This is a genomic window from Caballeronia sp. LZ065 (assembly GCF_031450975.1).
Taxonomy (GTDB): domain Bacteria; phylum Pseudomonadota; class Gammaproteobacteria; order Burkholderiales; family Burkholderiaceae; genus Caballeronia.
In genome coordinates, this window is the sequence record NZ_JARUXV010000005.1 from 23277 (window position 1) to 40179 (window position 16903).

Consider the following 16903-nt stretch of genomic DNA (forward strand, 5'->3'; position numbering starts at 1 on the left):
CCGGGGTATTACCGACGAAGGTGCTTTGAAGTCTCCCGGTTCGAGAGTTAGCCGAAAGCCGTTGCACCTAGCACGTCATCGCAGGGCATATAGTTCGCGGTTCAGTTGCCGTACACCAAGACGCAACGGAAGTTATACGGGCGCAACAAGTCCGATGAGATCGAGGAGTGGCTGAATCGACATGCCTTTGCGGCAGAAGGCATCGATTCGCGCCTGCCTGCCACGTTCCTCCACATCCGCTTCTGCCAGCGAGGTATAGGCGATAATCGGCGTCCTTGCGAAGCGGCTGGACCCTCGCATGGATGAAGCTACCGCAAATCCATCGCACACGGGCATCTCCATATCAAGGATCACGACGTGAGGCGTCGTCTCCACCGGCATTTCAAAAGCGGCCGGGCCGCTCTCGACGATCGTCGCCCGGAAACCTTCAATCACAAGAACCGCGGCAAGCGCCTGCGCGCTGGCCATGTCGTCGTCGACAATGAGCAGGACGACCGGCGGCAACACGCGGTCGAACAGGCGATCGGTCCATAATCCAGGAGTCGCAGCCATGACAGTATGGAGATGTGTCATGGTGTGCTCAGAGCAACGGCTATGCCGCTAGGCTTTTTGCCGGTCGGCTATAGGGCTGTCATAGACGTCGCGCAATGAGCGCTCTGCGTCAAAACGCGCTATTTCTTCGGTAGCGAACGCTTCCGAAGACTGACCGACCATGATAGTCGTGCCATCTTCTGCTCTCAACAGAAAGGCTGCCCAGACCCATCCGCCGGACTGACGCTCCAGTTGATATCGAACTTCTGCGACATTTCCTCCTCCTGATTCTCACTATAGACGTGCCCTTATGTCGAGGCATCTTTTTTGCGCGGTGACATTCGCTTGCAATCCGCAGGCTTTCATCGGGAGGTGGCCATGAATGAAGATCAGGTGAAAGGCGTCGGCGAAAAAGCGAAGGGAAAAATCAATGAGGGCGTCGGGAAGATGACGAACGATCCGGCCCAGGAGGCGAAGGGCGACGCTCAGCAGGTCGCTGGCGAGGCAAGAAAGCAAGTCGGCAACGCCGAAGAGGATGCGAAGGACGCAGCGGACGAGAGGGTGGACCGTGACCCTGGTTCGGTGGCCCCGTAATCTATCCTATTCGACGGTGAGGGAAGCCGTTTGAGGCTCCAATTACAGCCATGAATCGCATCAACCGCATCTCATCTCTTTTAAGCGGCCTCCTCGTGGCGGCAAGCACTGGTGCGTTCGCGCAGACCACGCAGAAGGCACCGTCACCAACGACCCAGAACGGCGCCACAGCAAATCAAGCGACCGACCGCACTTCCAGCGGGGGGCAGACCCGTCGGGGGGGCCGACTTTAATGCAGCAACGTGAGAAGGGCATGTCGCCGGATGGTGCTTCGGGGGCGGACGCTGGCGGTAAGGCGACGGGCAAGATAAAACAGTAGAGCCATGTCCGTCCTCGACGCGCCTTGACGGTCGCCGCGGTAGTCAAAAGAAACCGTCCTTGCGGGGTTCCAGTTTGTCGTTGCATCAAAGGCTCGCGACCACGGCGAAGCAGAACCGACTGCACATTCGTAGCGAAGTCGCATGTGCTGTAAAGCACGAACGTCCGTCACGAATAAGATGTACAATAGATGCGCTTTTGTGCCGGCTTCCCTCTCGCCGATTGCCGCTAACTGACACTCTCCCCCGGAGCATCCGGCCGGAGGAATCGGAGAAATTGACGTACCGACCGCTGATGGGCCGAGCAAGCACCGGCCACGGGCTAGCGATCGAGACTGCCGCAAGGAGCGGTCGCCGCGACATGTCCAACACATACAGCGATCCTTCGATGCCTAACGTTCTTCTGGTCGACGACGACTGCTCCCTGGTAGCCGCGCTCAGGTTAATCATCCAAAACGCGGGCTTTGCCGTGCAGACAGCGGGTAACGGAGCGGACGCGTTGGCTACGATACATACTGCGCCGCCCGACGTGATCGTCGCCGACAACATGATGCCGGTGATGAGCGGCGTTGAACTGTGGCGGTGTCTGACCTCACACCCGGACTACAGCACGATACCTTTCCTGCTCCAGTCGGCGGTTCATGCGTTACCTCCCGACGTGCGGCCAACTGCTTTCCTCCGTAAGCCTTATCCACCAACGCATCTCATTAACCTGCTCACGCAATGGACTTCTCACTGACCGGTCTGGGACAACTCGGTAAAAGATCGACCTCCCGGACGGAAACGCGAGCGAAGGATAGGTAACATGGCCGAAGAATCGGGCGCGAATGATTCCGCACGTGAAGCTCAGGAGCAGTTTCGGATCCTCGTTCAAGGCGTGACTGACTACGCGATCTTCATGCTGTCGCCGACGGGCGTGGTGACCACCTGGAACGTCGGGGCGGAGCGGATCAAGGGCTATCGACGATCAGAGATCGTCGGCGAGCATTTCTCGCGCTTCTATACGGCCGAGGACAAGGCGGCTGGTCTGCCGGCAAAGATCTTGGCGACCGCGGCGGCCGAAGGCCGCGCCGAACGCGAGGGGTGGCGAGTGCGCAAGGACGGCAGTCGCTTCTGGGCGCACCTCGTAGTGGATGCCATTCGCGACGAGGCTGGTGTGCTCGTCGGATTCGCAAAAGTCACGCGCGACATCACCGAGCGCAAGGAAGCAGCGGCCGCTCTGGAGAAAGCGAACGCGGCGCTGTTCCAATCTCAAAAGATGGAGGCGATCGGGCGGCTGACGGGTGGCGTCGCGCACGACTTCAACAACCTCCTAGCGGTGCTGTCCAACGGTCTGCAAGTGCTGGCTATCCAGTCGCGTACGCCAATCGACAAGAAGATGATCGATAGCATGCGACGAGCGATCGACCGCGGCGCCGCACTTACGCAGCAGTTGCTCTCTTTCGCACGGCAGCAGCCGTTGCAGGCGCAGGTTCACGATCTTAACGCCCTGATTCGAGAGTTCGCGCCGATGCTGTCGCGTGCGGGAAGCCGCACCACGCACGTGGAGCTTGCTCTTCGGCCGGAAAACGCGTTCGCGCTGGTTGACCCAGCGCGCTTTGAGGCGGCGCTGTTGAACCTAGTGGTCAACGCAGTGGACGCGATGCCGACGGGCGGCACCGTCACGATCGGCACCGACACCGTTCAGTTGGACGCGGACACCGCGTTAGACATGCCGGTAGGGCGCTACGTGCGCATCTGTGTGTCGGATACCGGCATGGGTATGCCCGAAGCGGTCCTGGCGCAGGCGTTCGAGCCATTCTTTACGACTAAACAGCCGGGCAAGGGCACAGGACTCGGATTGAGTCAGGTATATGGCTTCATCACACAGTCTGGCGGCAAAGTTCGTCTGTTCAGCGAGGTGGATAAGGGTACAAAAGTCGAGCTTTATCTGCCGATAGCCCATCACAGGTCCGGTGCCGAGGATCCAGTAGCACCGCGGATCGAGACAGTCCTACTTGTCGAGGACGAGCCAGAACAGGTCGGAGTGGCGTCTCAACTGCTTGCAAGCATCGGATACGAGGTCGTACCGGCCAGCAGCGCATCCGAGGCTACGGTCATCCTTGGCCAGCGCAGCGACATTCGCTTCCTTGTATGCGACATTTCGCTGCCCGACGGCGCTGGCGGCTTGGAACTGGCGCGCCTGGTCCGCTCACAGCATCCCCAGATTCGGGTTGTGCTCACGTCTGGACATGCACCGGCTGCGCTTTCGAATGGTGATGGCGAGCTAAGCGATGTGACCTTCCTACCGAAGCCTTATCGCCTTGCGGAACTGGCAAAAGCGCTGCGGGCTTAAGAGTAAGCCAGAGCCTCCGCCGAGCGATTAACTGACTTCTGAGTATGTCGGTCGGCGTTACCATTCAGCACGCAACTCGACGCCCGACAAGCGATGCAACGTGACGAACGTAGCAACGGCCTCAAGCGACGGCGCGTCAGTTGTCGCCGACCTCCTTTCAGGGCCAGACACTCTGTCTGAGGAGATTGCGTCGTGTGTCAGCGAAGAGCGCCAAGCACAAGCCGACGCCAAACAGGCGGCCGAAACGGAGCTTGCTGCTTCAACCCCACCGCCTTTCGAGTGCGCGAGTGCCGAATCCCCGCCAGCTCGGCTTCCGCGCGACGCTTTGACTGTGACGTCCTGGTTAGCTGAGATCGCCGAGGGACGGGCGTCTATCCAGGAGCGTCTCGTCTCGCGCCGACGTCCGCATCCTTTCCGCGGCAGAGTCCGCTGACTCTTTGCACGACGATCTCAGCCGCAACTGACCGTCAGACGGCGCAGCCGAAGTACGTCGCGCGCCGCGTTGGCGTGTGTCCGTTCCAGCGTGGAAAGGCAGGGAACATCGCGACCGAGCCGAGGTCACATGCCTCAGTGAATGTCCCCTCTGCAGGCGCGGCGAGCACGGTTTGCAGCGTTTGAGACGGACGCCAAGGTGGACGTCTAGCGTCTGACGGCAATCGAGCGACTTGACCCGGTTGCCGATGGCTGCGAGACAACCTAATCGCCTAGTTGTAATTCGCTATCGATAGCGCAGCTATGACCATCATCGCCCTGATACGAGACGAAGATCGCCTGAGTCAGGCGAGCGCTGCGCGAACGCTCATGTCGTTCGACCTGGAGGTCTGCGATGAAGATATTTACATGGGCGACGCTTCCCCAACGAGACGTGCGTCTGAGCGGCCTGTGTTGCAGGAAGCGATCGGCAGACTATGGCGGCACGATCTGCTGGTGGTTTTCGATCTCGTGGCATTGGGCAACAGCCCTACCGACGTTTTTCGCACTTTACGAGAGATTAAGGACAAAGGCGCGTCAGTCGCTTGCATCTGCGCGACGAAGGATGGGTTTGACGTGGTGCGGGATGAGCTTCTCATCCAGACCCTCGGCTTGGTAGCGGAACTCGATAGCCGGGTCCGAAAGCCGAGAGCGTGTGAGGCTGCTCAGATCTTGAAGCAACACGACGCAAGGATCGGCCGTCCTCCTAGCCTCGACGCGGAGAGCCGACGTCGCGCGCTGGATGCGCTCGCTGCGGGCAGAACCATCGCCGAGGTGGCTAGGGCCCTGAACACATCGCGTCAGACCATCATGCGAATTCTCGCATCTCGGGGTTCACGCTAACGCGCTTACGGGGGTGTTTGCGTTTTAAGCGAAACGCCATTCGTGACGAAGACGGCATCGGCAGGCGAGGTTTTCAGCGCCGGCCGCACTACGGTTGCTCGCTGCGCTGGAGTTTATCAGCTAGCAGACGTGGGTCCCTGATGCAACCGTGCTGGACTTCATCCCCGAGTGCGACGGATTCCGCCCGCGCGGTTGTTCTTGCCTTCGCGGCCCTCGCCGAACGTCAAGTCGACAAAGAAAGCACCGCGTCAGTTCTTGATGCTGATGCGCAGAAAAGGAGGCCGTCACGCGCCGACCCTACTTGCATCGCCGCCCGCCGAACTGGAGCGGCGCGCGCTGTACATGGACATCGTGCGCGAATTCGGCGCGCCGAACACGATGATCATGGATCTGCTCAGCGAGGACCGCACGATGGCAGCGGCTGCGAAACGGGGCGGACACGCCGGCTGTGATGCCGCGAATCTTGCGATTGTCGAGCGCGGCTTGCAGCGCGTGTTGCAGCGGCTCGGTGTGATCCCGGAGGCCGACACCGCGGCAGCCCGCAAGACGCGCTTCTTGCGAGTCGAAGGCGCGCGTCATTACGTGTACTCGCCGCTTGCCGGTTTCTTCGAACCTGCGTTCGAGCTCGGCGATCAGGTCCGCGAAGGTCAACTCGCCGCACGCCTGTTTGATCCGCATCGCCCGTAGCAAGCGCCGCTCGATAGCACGTTTCGCGGCGACGGCATCGTGATGTGCATGCGGACTTTCGCGCCTTGCTGATGCGAAACGCCAACCCTAGCGCTTGATGTTCCCAAGCGAAACCTCGTTCAACACGAGTTGGACACTCTTTCCCCGACTGCCAAGCGTCCGCCCCCGGCTGAACCGGTCCGGCGGACCTGGAAAGATCTGCACGATTTGCTCGCTCCGCCGCAGTGTCGATGTCGAGCGCACGATCGCGCCGTCGCACCTGCTCGCGATCAAGCTGTCCGTCTTTCGTGAAGCCCATCATCAGCGCTGGAATGCCGAGCGGCAACGCTGATTGAAGATCGATCTGCCAAGTGTGCCAAGTTTTCCCATACGTGTTGACGAGCGAAGCGATGGCTTCGTGCTCCACCGGCGCAGGTATGCCCGGCATAACGAGCTCGCCCGACGTCGTCTCGTGCCGATGGCTATGCCAAAGGCGCTTCTCGTCATCGGGCAACGTTTTGAAAATCTTCTCCGACACGATGTACTCAATTCCGATCAGCCGTGCATCCGCGCCATTGTCGTCGTAGATCACGCACTGAAAAAAATCCTCGTTAAGATGATGACAGTAGTGATGTGCTTCGACCTGCCGGCCCATGTCGTCGGCATAGAAGTGAAAGCCGTTGAGATACATGTTGATTGCATCGATCGGAGCATGGCGTTGCAGCAGGTCGGCGCCGGCACCGAGGGCTTTCGCCTTGGCCGACTTCGGGCCGCCCGGAACCGGGTTGCTGGCGGAGTCGTCGCGCGCGGAAGCCTTGCCGACGCCGGTGCAACAGCATGACGCGACGGCCGCGGCCGTACCGATGAAAACCATGAAACCGCGGCGATCGCGGGAACTTGCGTTCATAAACCCTCCTAAAGGAAACCCCGCCTGCTGCGGCGCACGTCCTGAGCCCACTCCGTTCGATGAGCGATTGCGAAACGGATGCCTTCCGGGCACCCGCGCAAGCAGTTGCTTTAAGTTTCGGCACAGCCGTTGGTCGCCGGACGCCGCGTACTGCCGCAGACGCTTACTGGCTTAGGCTCGACGGTGGGTCGCTTGCGACGGTCGCGGACAAGCTGCCTGCGGCGGCCGCGGATCCTCCGGAAGCGGCAGTGTCGCTTGCCGCCATGCAGTTCTCCCAAAACACCGCGAAAGCGGTCTCAGGGGAAGCAACCGGCAAACGCACGCACCCGAATTCTTCGATCACACAGCCTAAGCGAAGCTTTTGAAGCGGACCGACTTCGCGCTGGAAGCTGATTGGCCCTGTTCAGGATCGCTGCGCCTGGTCACGACCTCCTGGATGCCGCCGTCGGCGGGGCCGCAAAAATATGATCGAGGCGCCCGATGCAGCAAACTTCAACCCGATGGCCTGACAAAACCGCGTGTCGCGCTGTCCACCAGGCGATCAAGCGCGATTGATCAGGAGGGCAGCACTGGGGCGCGCGCCGCTGGTAATGGAACCATCGAAGCGGAGGCGCTGGACGATGCAAAATACGCCGGTTGTGAACCGGTGCGGCGCGCTGTCTTAAGCTGCAATTAAGCATAGCTCGTTATCAAGACAACGCATGGCAGTCCCTCCATCGAATCTTGCTTTCTATAGTGCTTCGTTTTCGTCTCCGTGCCTTCGTCGTCCACCGGGCGCGTTCGACGTACGCCTCATGACCAAATTCCACATCTTCCTTCTGCTGTTGCTATGTGCCAACCTGTTACCTGCCGACGCGCAAGCGAAGCGCATCGTCGGTCAACAGGTCCGCAAGCCTCAAGTCGTCAAACACCACAGCAGTAAGAATCGCCGGATGGCGAAGCATCAGCACGTGGTGCGGCATCCGGTACGCCCCGTCGTGTCCGCGCGAGCTGCCATCGCGGTCGACCTCTTCACGGGACGCACCCTTTACGCTTAGAATCCCGATCGGCGCATGCCGATCGCGTCACTCACGAAGCTAATGACGGCGATGGTCGTCATCGACTCAAACCGTTCGCTCGTCAGGCCCGCGCGTATCACCAATGCCGACGTCGACCGGCTCAAATGGTCAAGCTCGCGTTTGCCGGTGGGCTCGCTGCTGCTTCGCCGAACCATGCTCCATATCGCGTTGATGTCGTCTGAAAACCGGGCGGCCTTCGCACTGAGCCGCGACTATCCCGGCGGACGCCCCGGCTTCGTGCGCGCGATGAACCGCACGTCAAAGCGGGTGCGGATGACACATAGCCATTTCGTCGATCCGACCGGCCTTTCGCCGCACAACGTCTCGACGGCGCGCGATCTGACGCGCCTGGCGCGTGCGGCGTATCACTATCCGAAGATTCGGGAATACGCGACATCGCATAGCAAGTTGGTGCTGGGCGGCGACGGGCCGCTCGAGTACCGCAACACCGACCCGCTCGTTTACAACACCGCGTGGAACGTCGGTTTGCAGAAAACCGGCTTCACCAACGAAGCCGGGCACTGTCTGATCGTCATCACGACGCTGCGTGGGCATCCTACGGTGTTTGTGATCCTCGGTGCCCCGAAGCCGCACGCGCACTTCCAGGATGCCATTACATTGCGCAACTGGGTGCTGAGGCAAGCAGTTCGCGGACATCAATGATAGGAAACAGGAAGGGGAAGTTATGAACCCGGGGCATCTGGTATGCATGGCAGTTCTCTGCATTAGTCTCGCACTCGTGGCGTGTTCGCGGCCGGAAAGTGTTTCTTTCTGCCGCCCACGTACCACGCGCGTTCCGAGCTCGCGAAGACGTCGCTGGCCGGGTGAATCGCATCACGCTGGCAGAGGGGCACGCGCGGATTCAGCCGCACGCGCAAATACGGCGCGATTCGCATACGTGGAAAGTCAATTTTTTTCTGCTGTAACAATCGGCGTTCGCGTGCGCAGCGATGCCGGAAAGACGTTGGTCGAGTACTTCGAGCGGCGCTTCACCGATCCGGTCTATCTAGGGATGGTGCGTAGTTGCCTGCACCTTGCGCAGAGCAACGCACCGTAAGGCGCAATCACCGTCCGTGGTTCGTTGTCCTGGCCCTCAGTAGGGGCATTCGTGAGGATTCGCAGGTCGAATTGCTCAAGGACGCTGCATTGTGGCGCGAGCCGCCAGGTCGTAGGTGCGGAGTCAATGCGAATAAGTCAACGAATGACGATGAGATCGCCGTGAGCGGAAAGCGAAAGCGCACTTCGTGTTGACCGGGCGATAGTTGATCCTGGTAGTCGCCGACCATGGCCCAAAACGAGCCATTCGTTTGTAGTGGAGGTGGTGAACGGCAAAAATGGAAGAATGCGTCGAAACGGTCAGTTCGAGTGAAAGCGCGTCGGCCGCTCACATGGCGCCGTCGTGCCGACCGCCGACAGACATTGACTCTGGTTTCGACAGAAGACAGAGCCGAGCAACCATAGCGCGGCGTGTACCTGCTATTGTCGTCACCAGATCAGGAATGCCACGCCCGCCGTTATGGTCGGTAGCAACGCGGCGCCGAGTAGTCGCAGCGGACTTACAGCACCGCCCGGAAATCGATTACCCAAAATCGCCAAGCCCGCCGGGTTAGGTGCATTGGCAATCACGGTCAATCCGCCACCCGTCACCGCACCGGCCACTAGCAGGTACTTTGCGCTGTCCGACAAGTCTGGGATAAGCGAGCCGAGATATGTTATGGCCGCATTGTCCATTACTGCTGTCAGACCCGTCGCTCCGAAGTACAGTGTGAGAGCGTCCATCGAACTTACAGCGGGTTGCAGCCACCACCGTTGCAGCCCGCCCAGTACCACCAGACCACCGAGAAAGAATGCGACCAAAAGGCTTTCGCGAAGCATCAGAGGCGATTGATGACGCTCGTAAGCCTGCGTGTATCCTAGAAAAAACAGAAACGCTCCCACAAAGACGACGGCGTGATGCGAATTCAGAACGACGAGCACAAGAAATCCGAGGTGGACAAGCGTGACGCCGACCGGGACGCGCTTCGATAGCAAACCGTCAGTGTCTTCGGTCGTCAATTTCGACGGGACGCTTTTGGCACAGATTGCGACGAATACGGTGGCATTGAAGAGAACAGCAAGGGCTGCTTTCCAGCCAAAAGTCGCCGCCATAAAGCCCGTGTTCCAACCCCAGGCATTCGCGACCATCAGCACCGGCGGTGCGGCGTACGCCGTCATGACGCCACCGATTGATACGTTCACGAAAAGTAACGCGAGCCCGAAGTACTTAACGCGCTCGGGTACCTGAGCGGTAAACAGTCTGTCTCGCAAGAGGAGCGCACCAAGCGTCATTGCGGCCGGTTCGGTCACCAAGGAGCCCAACAACGGAATTGCGGACAGCGAGAACCAAACCACGGCAATCTGTGGTCGCACCGGCAAGAAGCGAGACAGCCACATGACAACGGTTGTTACGAGGACAAGAATCGGCCGGCTTGCCGCGATGACCATAATGACGAAGACGAACAGAGCCTCGGTGAACTCGCGCTGCTCCAGGTAGCCGACGGTCGCCTTAGACCCAACAAGCGCCCACATGACGAGACACAGGACCAACGCCCAAAATCCAAAGGCCACCTCGACTTCAGCCAAGAAATGAAATATTCCTGCGTGCCGTGGAAAGCGGTGGCCGAGACTTTCGATTCGGGCGACGGCGAAGGTATGGAGGAGGGCGATGGCGAAAATGACAGCGGCAGCAACTTCAACGGAATGAGGCATCAAGTAACGGGTAGTGAGCTTTTTGAACGGAGCGGCATTGCCGGCCTGCACATATTACAACATCCTTTCTAACTGGCTCGACGAGACGGCCAGGCGAATGCGGCAATGCGTTCGTGTGAAGCCCGCTCAGTCTCTTTTTCCGACATAGCGATCGAGCAACACCGTAACGCTCGCGCCATGTGGAAAAATTACGATGGCCAACAAGATTATCGGCATAATCTTGCCAACGACGCCGTACCCCGCGTTTTCGAGCGAGAAGAGAAGATAGTAGAAGGCGCTGACGCCACGCAGCCCTAGCCACGCCGACAGTGAACGCTGGTGGTGATCCATCAACGAGCCAATAAGAGAAAGAGTGCTGCCGAGCGGGCGTGCGACGACAAACAGAAAAAGGCCCCGGCCAAGCTTCGGACCATTCAATGAGTTCGCGCCCGTGCGCAGACACGATGCTGCCGATGATGACCATCAATCCAAGCTCGAAGAAACGTTCGACTGCCACCAAACAACCCATCATGTTTTCGGCAATGTTGGCATGAGCCAGTTCGGGATCGTTGGCCGCTTCCTCACACGCCCCACTTCGATGGACTTCAGTACTTCGTTCGGGGGCTGTTCGCCGGTCGCTTCCATTTCCTGGCGGCGCAGTGCGACGCCGGCGACGAACACGGCGATAAAGGTAGCCGTCAACGATCAGCGTCGCTCCGTAGATTAATGCGACCAGGTCTAGGTGACGTTCGAAATCCATTAAATACGGACAGGCCAAGGATGCTGGTATCGATTGACCACTACTGCTTGTTGTGTGTATGGATGCGGAACTTGCGGCCTCGCGATGCACGTTCCATGTAGGAATTTCCGGAAGCGTGGACGTGCGATTTCAATTGGCGCTGTTTGATGCACTCGCGAGCGCTCGAATGCTCTAAAATTGCGTGAGCCCGCTATTCAGCGGCCCTTTTTGCTTGTCTCTCATCAAATTGAGCAGGAACCATACTCCTCGCCGAGCAGTTAATAAAGCTATTTCGCCGCTCGTGGCATCACTGTTGTCTGATCGCAGGCAGCACCCTATCGACCTGGTTCTACTGAAATGTTTTATTGCCCTCGATGCAATACATCGAGGCAAGGAAACGACGAGCTTGCTCACGCTGCTGGCACAGCAACTGTTGATTTCTGAAGAGCTCTGCGTGGCGGGATACGAAAGAGCCCGTTTGGAATCCGTGCGGGAAGGTCTCGCCGCGCTCGTACGAGTGGATGTCCGCGTCACTTCGAATAGCCACTGCATCTTGGCGGGAGCCGACTATGAGGTACTGCGCGAAGCGCTCGTCATCTATGACGTCCAACTGCGGACTGCTCGTCCAGCACGTGTACGCGACGCTCAGCTTGCGACCGTGAGCCGGCTTCAAGACCGCTTACACAAACACGAGCAGGTCGTGTTGAGTTAGGGAAGAGCCGTCTGGTGGAACAATTTCGTCAAATAGTTCGCCTGGAAACTGACAGTGACGCGCCAGAGCTGGTCGCTGCGCTACTGCACTCGTTCTCGGCCGGAAACACGTTTCTCGGCGTCTATGACGATAGGGACTATTTGCGCTATGCGAACGACAGCTTTCTACGCCGGTTCGGCTTGGAAGCTGGTCAGGTCGCCACTTTCGTCGATATCGTAGAGAACGCCGCCAAGCATGGACGTACTGTCAGAATCGAGGCCCACGACACGACCGCGTTCATTGCGGACGCGCAAAATCGGCGACGTGTGCATGTACATGATGCTCGCCAGCGCTCCTTTCCCGTCGACTTCGTGACCGATGACTGGCTCTGGTGCACTGAAACTCTGTTGCCAAACGGCTGGATTGTACTGACTGGCGCCGACATCACGTCGCTCAAGCGGCACGAGCAATTGCTGTCGAAGCAACGCGACGACGCGCTCCGACTCAGCGGCCTCGACGAACTTACCGGTGTTCCCAATCGACGCTCCGTGATGGCCCGACTGGAATTGGTCCTAGCCGCCTGGCCCGCTGAAACGACTGCAATCAGCGTAGCCTTGCTCGACCTCGACTACTTTAAATCCATCAACGACACCTTCGGACACGAGACGGGAGACTTAGCTTTGCGTCATTTTGCACAATACTGCTTGGAATCGTTGCCGAGAGGTTCGATATTCGGGCGGTTCGGCGGAGAAGAATTCCTTCTAGTACTGCCTGGCACCAGTTCCGACGAAGCCAAATCAACCCTTCAGACTTTGCTCGGGTCGATTCCGCCCGTGTCTTCTCGAATTCCCGCACAGGTCACCATTTCGCTCTCGTTCTCAGCGGGCATCGCAGAAATCGCGAATGGCGAGTCACGAGACGACTTGCTTCACCGCGCCGACCGCGCTCTGTATCTCGCAAAGTCGTGTGGGCGTAACCGAGTCGAAGTAGCCGAGCGCCCTGCAACTGGAAGCTAAGACAGTCGTCGCAGCGTTATCCTGGCGTAGATCGAAGGAACAGTGTCACCGGCGTCGTGTCGTCGTTGCCCAGTGCGAAAGGACTAGGCGCGGGCGTGTTGACACATTTCCTGGAAGCTCGAGCGAGGGAAATCTGTCAATTCGCATAAGTCCGAATGAAAATCGTCACCTGACCTCCTAGACTTCGAATCCCGTCCCTAAGGTATTGCTCTTATGGGGAATTCTCTGCCAATCCTGCAGCCGCTCGCGCTCGCCCGGCCACGCAGCGCGCATCGCTTCGAGGCGTTCAGTCTGAAACTGGCAAGACGGGTGACGCTGTATCGGCATATCGCGCTTCAGCAATGGGTGCTGCTTGAGGCAAGTCCGACCGTAGTAGCGTTTTGTGAAAGACCCGGGTTTGTCATCATCGACGGACAGAAATTCCTCGCGGACTTCTGGGTGCGCTATGCTTCGCTAGAAGAGTTAGTTATCCTTAGTGATTCAACGCCTGAGTTTGATGAAAGATCAAAAGCCGGCGGCACGCTCGATGTGCAGGGATTGTCCATCCGACGTGTCGAATCGGCCGAACTGCTCGCCTCACGTATGTGGATAGACAACTGGCGAAGTATGTTGCCGTGTTTGGTTGCCAACCGCAGACTCCTCACGCGCGCCCTGTCCGAATCTATTGTGATGCTCCTCAGTCAGCCCAAACGGCTCGCTGACATGAGCGTCAACTTTCGACTATTGATCTCGTGCTCGTGCGGGCGAGTCTGTTCAACCTGTTGCGCGAGGGACGGGTGAGCGCGCCGGAACTCCATTCTCAGCCCCTGTCGCTGCTCACGACGTTTGTCTCCGCGGAGAAGTCACTATGAGCCGCCGTAATGCGCAACTTCAGGCAATCGACGTGAGCACGTGGCCGACGGTTGCTTATACGCAGTTTGACGATACGACGCGACACATGTTTGAGAAGCGCGTACACGCGGTGATGGCGTATGTGCAAGGCGAGTCTGTCAAACAGATTGAGCACTCGACAGGAATTAATCGTCGCCAGTTGTACCGCTGGCTCGAACGGGCTGGGGCAATTCATCCGGACGGGCGCCTCTTCGGCTTTCGTGCTCTCCTTCGCTATGCGCGCTCGACAGACTACGTTCGCATGCGCGCCGTTCCCGACAACATTGAGCCGGGCGGGGCGGCGGGTGCGTTCTCACAGCTTCTGCAGCGCTGTCCTGCGCTGTCGGACTGGTTGCACCAGCAGATCAGGCAACGCAAGGTGTGGCTCGAGGAGGTGAGTTCGGATGGGGCGTTGCGAACTCGACTTCGCGGCTTGGAGGCGCTGCATCAGAGGTTCCTGGGTCAATGCCGGGCGGTTGGGCTCAGTGGAACAGATTATCCGCTCAATACCGGTGAACGTGGAATCCGCTCGCTTTCGCGGCATCTGAAGGACGAACTGTTGCGCAGCTTCGGCAACGCGGCGCGTTCGGCGGGTGATTCGCACCTCAAGGGCTTGCCGCCCCGGGACGGCGGGGCGCGCACACTTGCGGCGACTCGCCCATACCAGACGGTTGAGTTTGACGGGCATCGCCTCGATATCCGGCTCAAGATCGTCGTGCACGATCCGCTTGGCTTCGTGCACGAATTCGAGATGGAGCGCGTCTGGCTGCTGGTCATCATCGACGTGTGCACCCGCGCAGTCCTCGGGTATCACCTCGTGCTGGCCCGGGAGTACAGCCGCTACGACGTGATCAAGACGATCGAGAACGCCCTCGAACCTCATCGTGCACGCACGTTCTCGATTCCGGGGCTCGCATATGGACCGCATGACGGATTCCCATCGCAGCGTCTTCCGGAACTCGCTTACGCGACGTGGGAGTGGATCCGCCTGGACAACGCAAGGGCGAACCTGGCCAACGAAACGTTGACGGCGCTATGCGAGTTCGTCGGCTGCCTTGCCGATGCAGGGCCGAAATACAGTCCGGACGAACGGCCATACATCGAGCGGTTCTTCGGGACGATTGCCAGCCGATTGTCGGCCCGTCTGCCCGGTTACGCGGGTTCGAATCCATGGGACCTGCGGCGCGCCCTCGCGAATCCCAGAGGTAACCTGCGCCTGTATGTGTCCATAGAGGAACTCGATGAGCTGATCGAATACGCCATTGCAAACTACAACGGCACGCCACACAGCGGTCTGAACAACGTCACCCCGCTTGAGGCGATGGAGTATTTCGTGCGGGGTAAGCAGACGCTGCTGACCTGGCTTGCGCACTACCATCGGCGCTCATTGTGTCTGATGCAGTCTGCACGGCGGTGTCGTGTGTGCGCCTACCTGGATCAGGGGGTGCGTCCGCATATCAACCTCTACACCGCACGCTACACGAATAGCGTCCTGGCAAGGAGCACGCATCTAATCGGCCAAGAAGTACTCGTCTATCTGAACGCAAACGATCTACGCAGTGTGCGGGCGTTTCTCTCTGATGGTACGGAACTGGGTGAACTCGATGTGCAGGGGCTCTGGCGGATGATTCCGCACAACTCAAACTACGGCGGGAGATCTGTAGGCAAATGCGCATTCGCCGTCGTCGCGGGGTAGTCGATACCAATCCGATTGAGGCATATGTGAAGGAGAAGTTCGAGCAGGCGAAGAAGAGCCGCAAAGCTGCTACGGAACTAGCTCACACCATGCGATTGATCACGTCAGCGCAAGCGGGAGATCTGCCAGTCGCGCCGACGGTCCCGCGTCCGGAGCCGGAAACGATTGAGTCATTGGGGCCGGTGCCCGATATCCGGTCGACGGAAACGCCTGAAGACCGGTCACCCGGCACACGTGCCCGTCCTCGAAGGCTTTCAATCGGTACAGGTCAGGTCTTTTAACGTCGTGTTCGTGGGAGGCATCAATGTCGCTTGAGATACCGCGTCCAGTCGATCCGTCGCTGCACCCGCTTGTGACGGGGAAGTACCGTATTGCAACGCCAGCGATCGAGGCGTTCTACGAACTGGTTGTCCGATGCCTGCGCTACCGGATCATGGGGGCGCTTATCTACGGCCCGTCGCGCATTGGCAAAACCCGGGCAATCGAGTATGTGCGCCTGCTGCTGGCGCGGAACTATCCGCGGATGACAAGTTACCACGCGCAGTGCGAGCACAAGCCGCGGCATGCCGAAGGGCCGTTCTTCGCGAATCTGCTGGAGGCGGTTGGTGACCCGGACCCCAATGCCGGCTCGAATCCTTCGAAGCGGATGCGCTTGACGCTGAGAATCCGTCAGGCGGCATCGATTGGGGGCAGTGGGGTGGTGTTGCTCTTTTGCGATGAGGCACAGCGCTACGACGACAATGAATACGAATGGCTGCGTGACGTGCATGATGCGCTGGACCGGCAGCAGATCAAGTTGTTCACGTTCCTTGTTGGCCAGCAGGAGTTGCTCGCGCAAAAGACCGCGATGCAGGTCGCGGGCAAGACGCAGATCGTCGCGCGTCTGATGGTCGAGGAGTTGGCCTTTTATGGCATCCGCAATGCGCAGGACGTGGCGACATGCCTGAACGGCTACGATCAGACCGCCTACCCCGAAGGCAGCCAATGGAGTTTTACCCGCTTCTACGTCCCGCAGGCGTTTGATGCGGGATATCGACTGGTGAGTGACGCCGATACTCTGTGGAATGCATTCGAGAGGGCGCACCACAAGGCCAATCTGCCGGGGAAGCTTGGGATCCCGATGGAATCCTTCGCACGCGCGGTCGAGATAGTGCTCAAGGACAGTGAATTGAACGACGCACGGGGCTATTGCCCGGACCAGGTCCTTTGGGACCATGCGGTGAGGCATTGCGGCTATGTCCAGTCACGTCATGCAACCGGACGCGTCCTTGTTGCCACCTCTTAGCGACGGGCTCCTGAGGGAGCCGGCGTTCCCGATTCTCACGCTCGATGAGAGCCGGCTGACGCCGGCCCTGGGTTACATATTCAGGAGGCGCTGGATTTATCCACATGAGTCACTGATCTCGATCCTGTGGAAGTTCGAGACTGCCAACGCGCTGTCG

Annotated in this window: 15 protein-coding genes and 3 pseudogenes; 13 read left to right on the forward strand and 5 right to left on the reverse strand. The window is 59.2% G+C overall.

All coding sequences use genetic code 11. The annotated features are described in order from the left end of the window. Positions 1 to 132: 132 nt before the first annotated feature. Complete coding sequence (locus tag QCE63_RS33795; protein WP_309839435.1) at positions 133 to 573, reverse strand: response regulator; 441 nt, start codon at positions 571 to 573, stop codon at positions 133 to 135. A 336-nt stretch (positions 574 to 909) separates the two neighbouring features. Between QCE63_RS33795 and QCE63_RS33800 the strand changes: the two genes are divergently transcribed. The 5 genes from QCE63_RS33800 (at position 910) to QCE63_RS33820 (ending at position 5778) form a co-directional block, all read left to right on the forward strand. Further along, positions 910 to 1125 (forward strand): CsbD family protein, encoded by a 216-nt coding sequence (locus QCE63_RS33800; protein ID WP_309839437.1) that lies wholly within the window; start codon positions 910 to 912, stop codon positions 1123 to 1125. Positions 1126 to 1803: 678 nt separating this feature from the next. Beyond that, complete coding sequence (locus QCE63_RS33805) at positions 1804 to 2181, forward strand: response regulator (RefSeq protein ID WP_309839439.1); 378 nt, start codon at positions 1804 to 1806, stop codon at positions 2179 to 2181. 66 nt (positions 2182 to 2247) lie between these two features. Beyond that, positions 2248 to 3777, forward strand: a complete 1530-nt coding sequence (locus tag QCE63_RS33810; protein ID WP_309839440.1) for an ATP-binding protein — start codon at positions 2248 to 2250, stop codon at positions 3775 to 3777. A 735-nt stretch (positions 3778 to 4512) separates the two neighbouring features. Beyond that, positions 4513 to 5091, forward strand: coding sequence for a recombinase family protein (locus QCE63_RS33815; protein ID WP_309839441.1), 579 nt, complete (start codon positions 4513 to 4515; stop codon positions 5089 to 5091). A 264-nt stretch (positions 5092 to 5355) separates the two neighbouring features. Further along, on the forward strand, positions 5356 to 5778 hold the full coding sequence (locus tag QCE63_RS33820; RefSeq protein ID WP_404990238.1) for a succinylglutamate desuccinylase/aspartoacylase family protein: 423 nt from the start codon (positions 5356 to 5358) through the stop codon (positions 5776 to 5778). Positions 5779 to 6031: 253 nt separating this feature from the next. Here QCE63_RS33820 and QCE63_RS33825 read toward each other — a convergent pair. Next, positions 6032 to 6664, reverse strand: a pseudogene (locus tag QCE63_RS33825) (OBAP family protein); the annotation flags it as partial. A gap of 361 nt (positions 6665 to 7025) precedes the next feature. Here QCE63_RS33825 and QCE63_RS33830 point away from each other — a divergent pair. From QCE63_RS33830 to QCE63_RS33840, 3 genes and pseudogenes are all read left to right on the forward strand, one after another. Continuing rightward, positions 7026 to 7340, forward strand: coding sequence for a hypothetical protein (locus QCE63_RS33830; RefSeq protein ID WP_309839443.1), 315 nt, complete (start codon positions 7026 to 7028; stop codon positions 7338 to 7340). 118 nt (positions 7341 to 7458) lie between these two features. Further along, positions 7459 to 7701 (forward strand): hypothetical protein, encoded by a 243-nt coding sequence (locus QCE63_RS33835; RefSeq protein ID WP_309839444.1) that lies wholly within the window; start codon positions 7459 to 7461, stop codon positions 7699 to 7701. Between the two features lie 12 nt (positions 7702 to 7713). Further along, positions 7714 to 8385 (forward strand): annotated as a pseudogene (locus QCE63_RS33840) (peptidase S11); the annotation flags it as partial. A gap of 822 nt (positions 8386 to 9207) precedes the next feature. Here QCE63_RS33840 and QCE63_RS33845 read toward each other — a convergent pair. The 3 genes from QCE63_RS33845 to QCE63_RS33855 all read right to left on the reverse strand — a co-directional run bounded on the left by QCE63_RS33845 (position 9208) and on the right by QCE63_RS33855 (position 11151). Continuing rightward, positions 9208 to 10470 (reverse strand): putative Na+/H+ antiporter, encoded by a 1263-nt coding sequence (locus tag QCE63_RS33845; protein WP_309839749.1) that lies wholly within the window; start codon positions 10468 to 10470, stop codon positions 9208 to 9210. A gap of 126 nt (positions 10471 to 10596) precedes the next feature. Next, positions 10597 to 10887, reverse strand: a complete 291-nt coding sequence (locus QCE63_RS33850) for a hypothetical protein (RefSeq protein ID WP_309839446.1) — start codon at positions 10885 to 10887, stop codon at positions 10597 to 10599. Positions 10888 to 10977: 90 nt separating this feature from the next. Continuing rightward, positions 10978 to 11151 carry a hypothetical protein gene (locus QCE63_RS33855; RefSeq protein WP_309839448.1) on the reverse strand — a complete coding sequence of 58 codons (174 nt, stop codon included), beginning with the start codon at positions 11149 to 11151 and terminating at the stop codon, positions 10978 to 10980. A 443-nt stretch (positions 11152 to 11594) separates the two neighbouring features. Between QCE63_RS33855 and QCE63_RS33860 the strand changes: the two genes are divergently transcribed. The 5 genes and pseudogenes from QCE63_RS33860 to QCE63_RS33880 all read left to right on the forward strand — a co-directional run bounded on the left by QCE63_RS33860 (position 11595) and on the right by QCE63_RS33880 (position 16746). Further along, positions 11595 to 11900: a hypothetical protein gene (locus tag QCE63_RS33860; RefSeq protein ID WP_309839450.1), complete on the forward strand. Its 306-nt coding sequence runs from the start codon at positions 11595 to 11597 to the stop codon at positions 11898 to 11900. A gap of 14 nt (positions 11901 to 11914) precedes the next feature. Beyond that, entirely contained in the window at positions 11915 to 12895 is a 981-nt protein-coding gene (locus tag QCE63_RS33865; protein WP_309839452.1) for a GGDEF domain-containing protein, read from the forward strand. 213 nt (positions 12896 to 13108) lie between these two features. Beyond that, positions 13109 to 13675 (forward strand): hypothetical protein, encoded by a 567-nt coding sequence (locus tag QCE63_RS33870; RefSeq protein ID WP_309839454.1) that lies wholly within the window; start codon positions 13109 to 13111, stop codon positions 13673 to 13675. A gap of 67 nt (positions 13676 to 13742) precedes the next feature. Further along, positions 13743 to 15742 (forward strand): annotated as a pseudogene (locus tag QCE63_RS33875) (integrase). A 23-nt stretch (positions 15743 to 15765) separates the two neighbouring features. Then, entirely contained in the window at positions 15766 to 16746 is a 981-nt protein-coding gene (locus QCE63_RS33880; protein WP_309839456.1) for an ATP-binding protein, read from the forward strand. Positions 16747 to 16903: the final 157 nt, after the last annotated feature.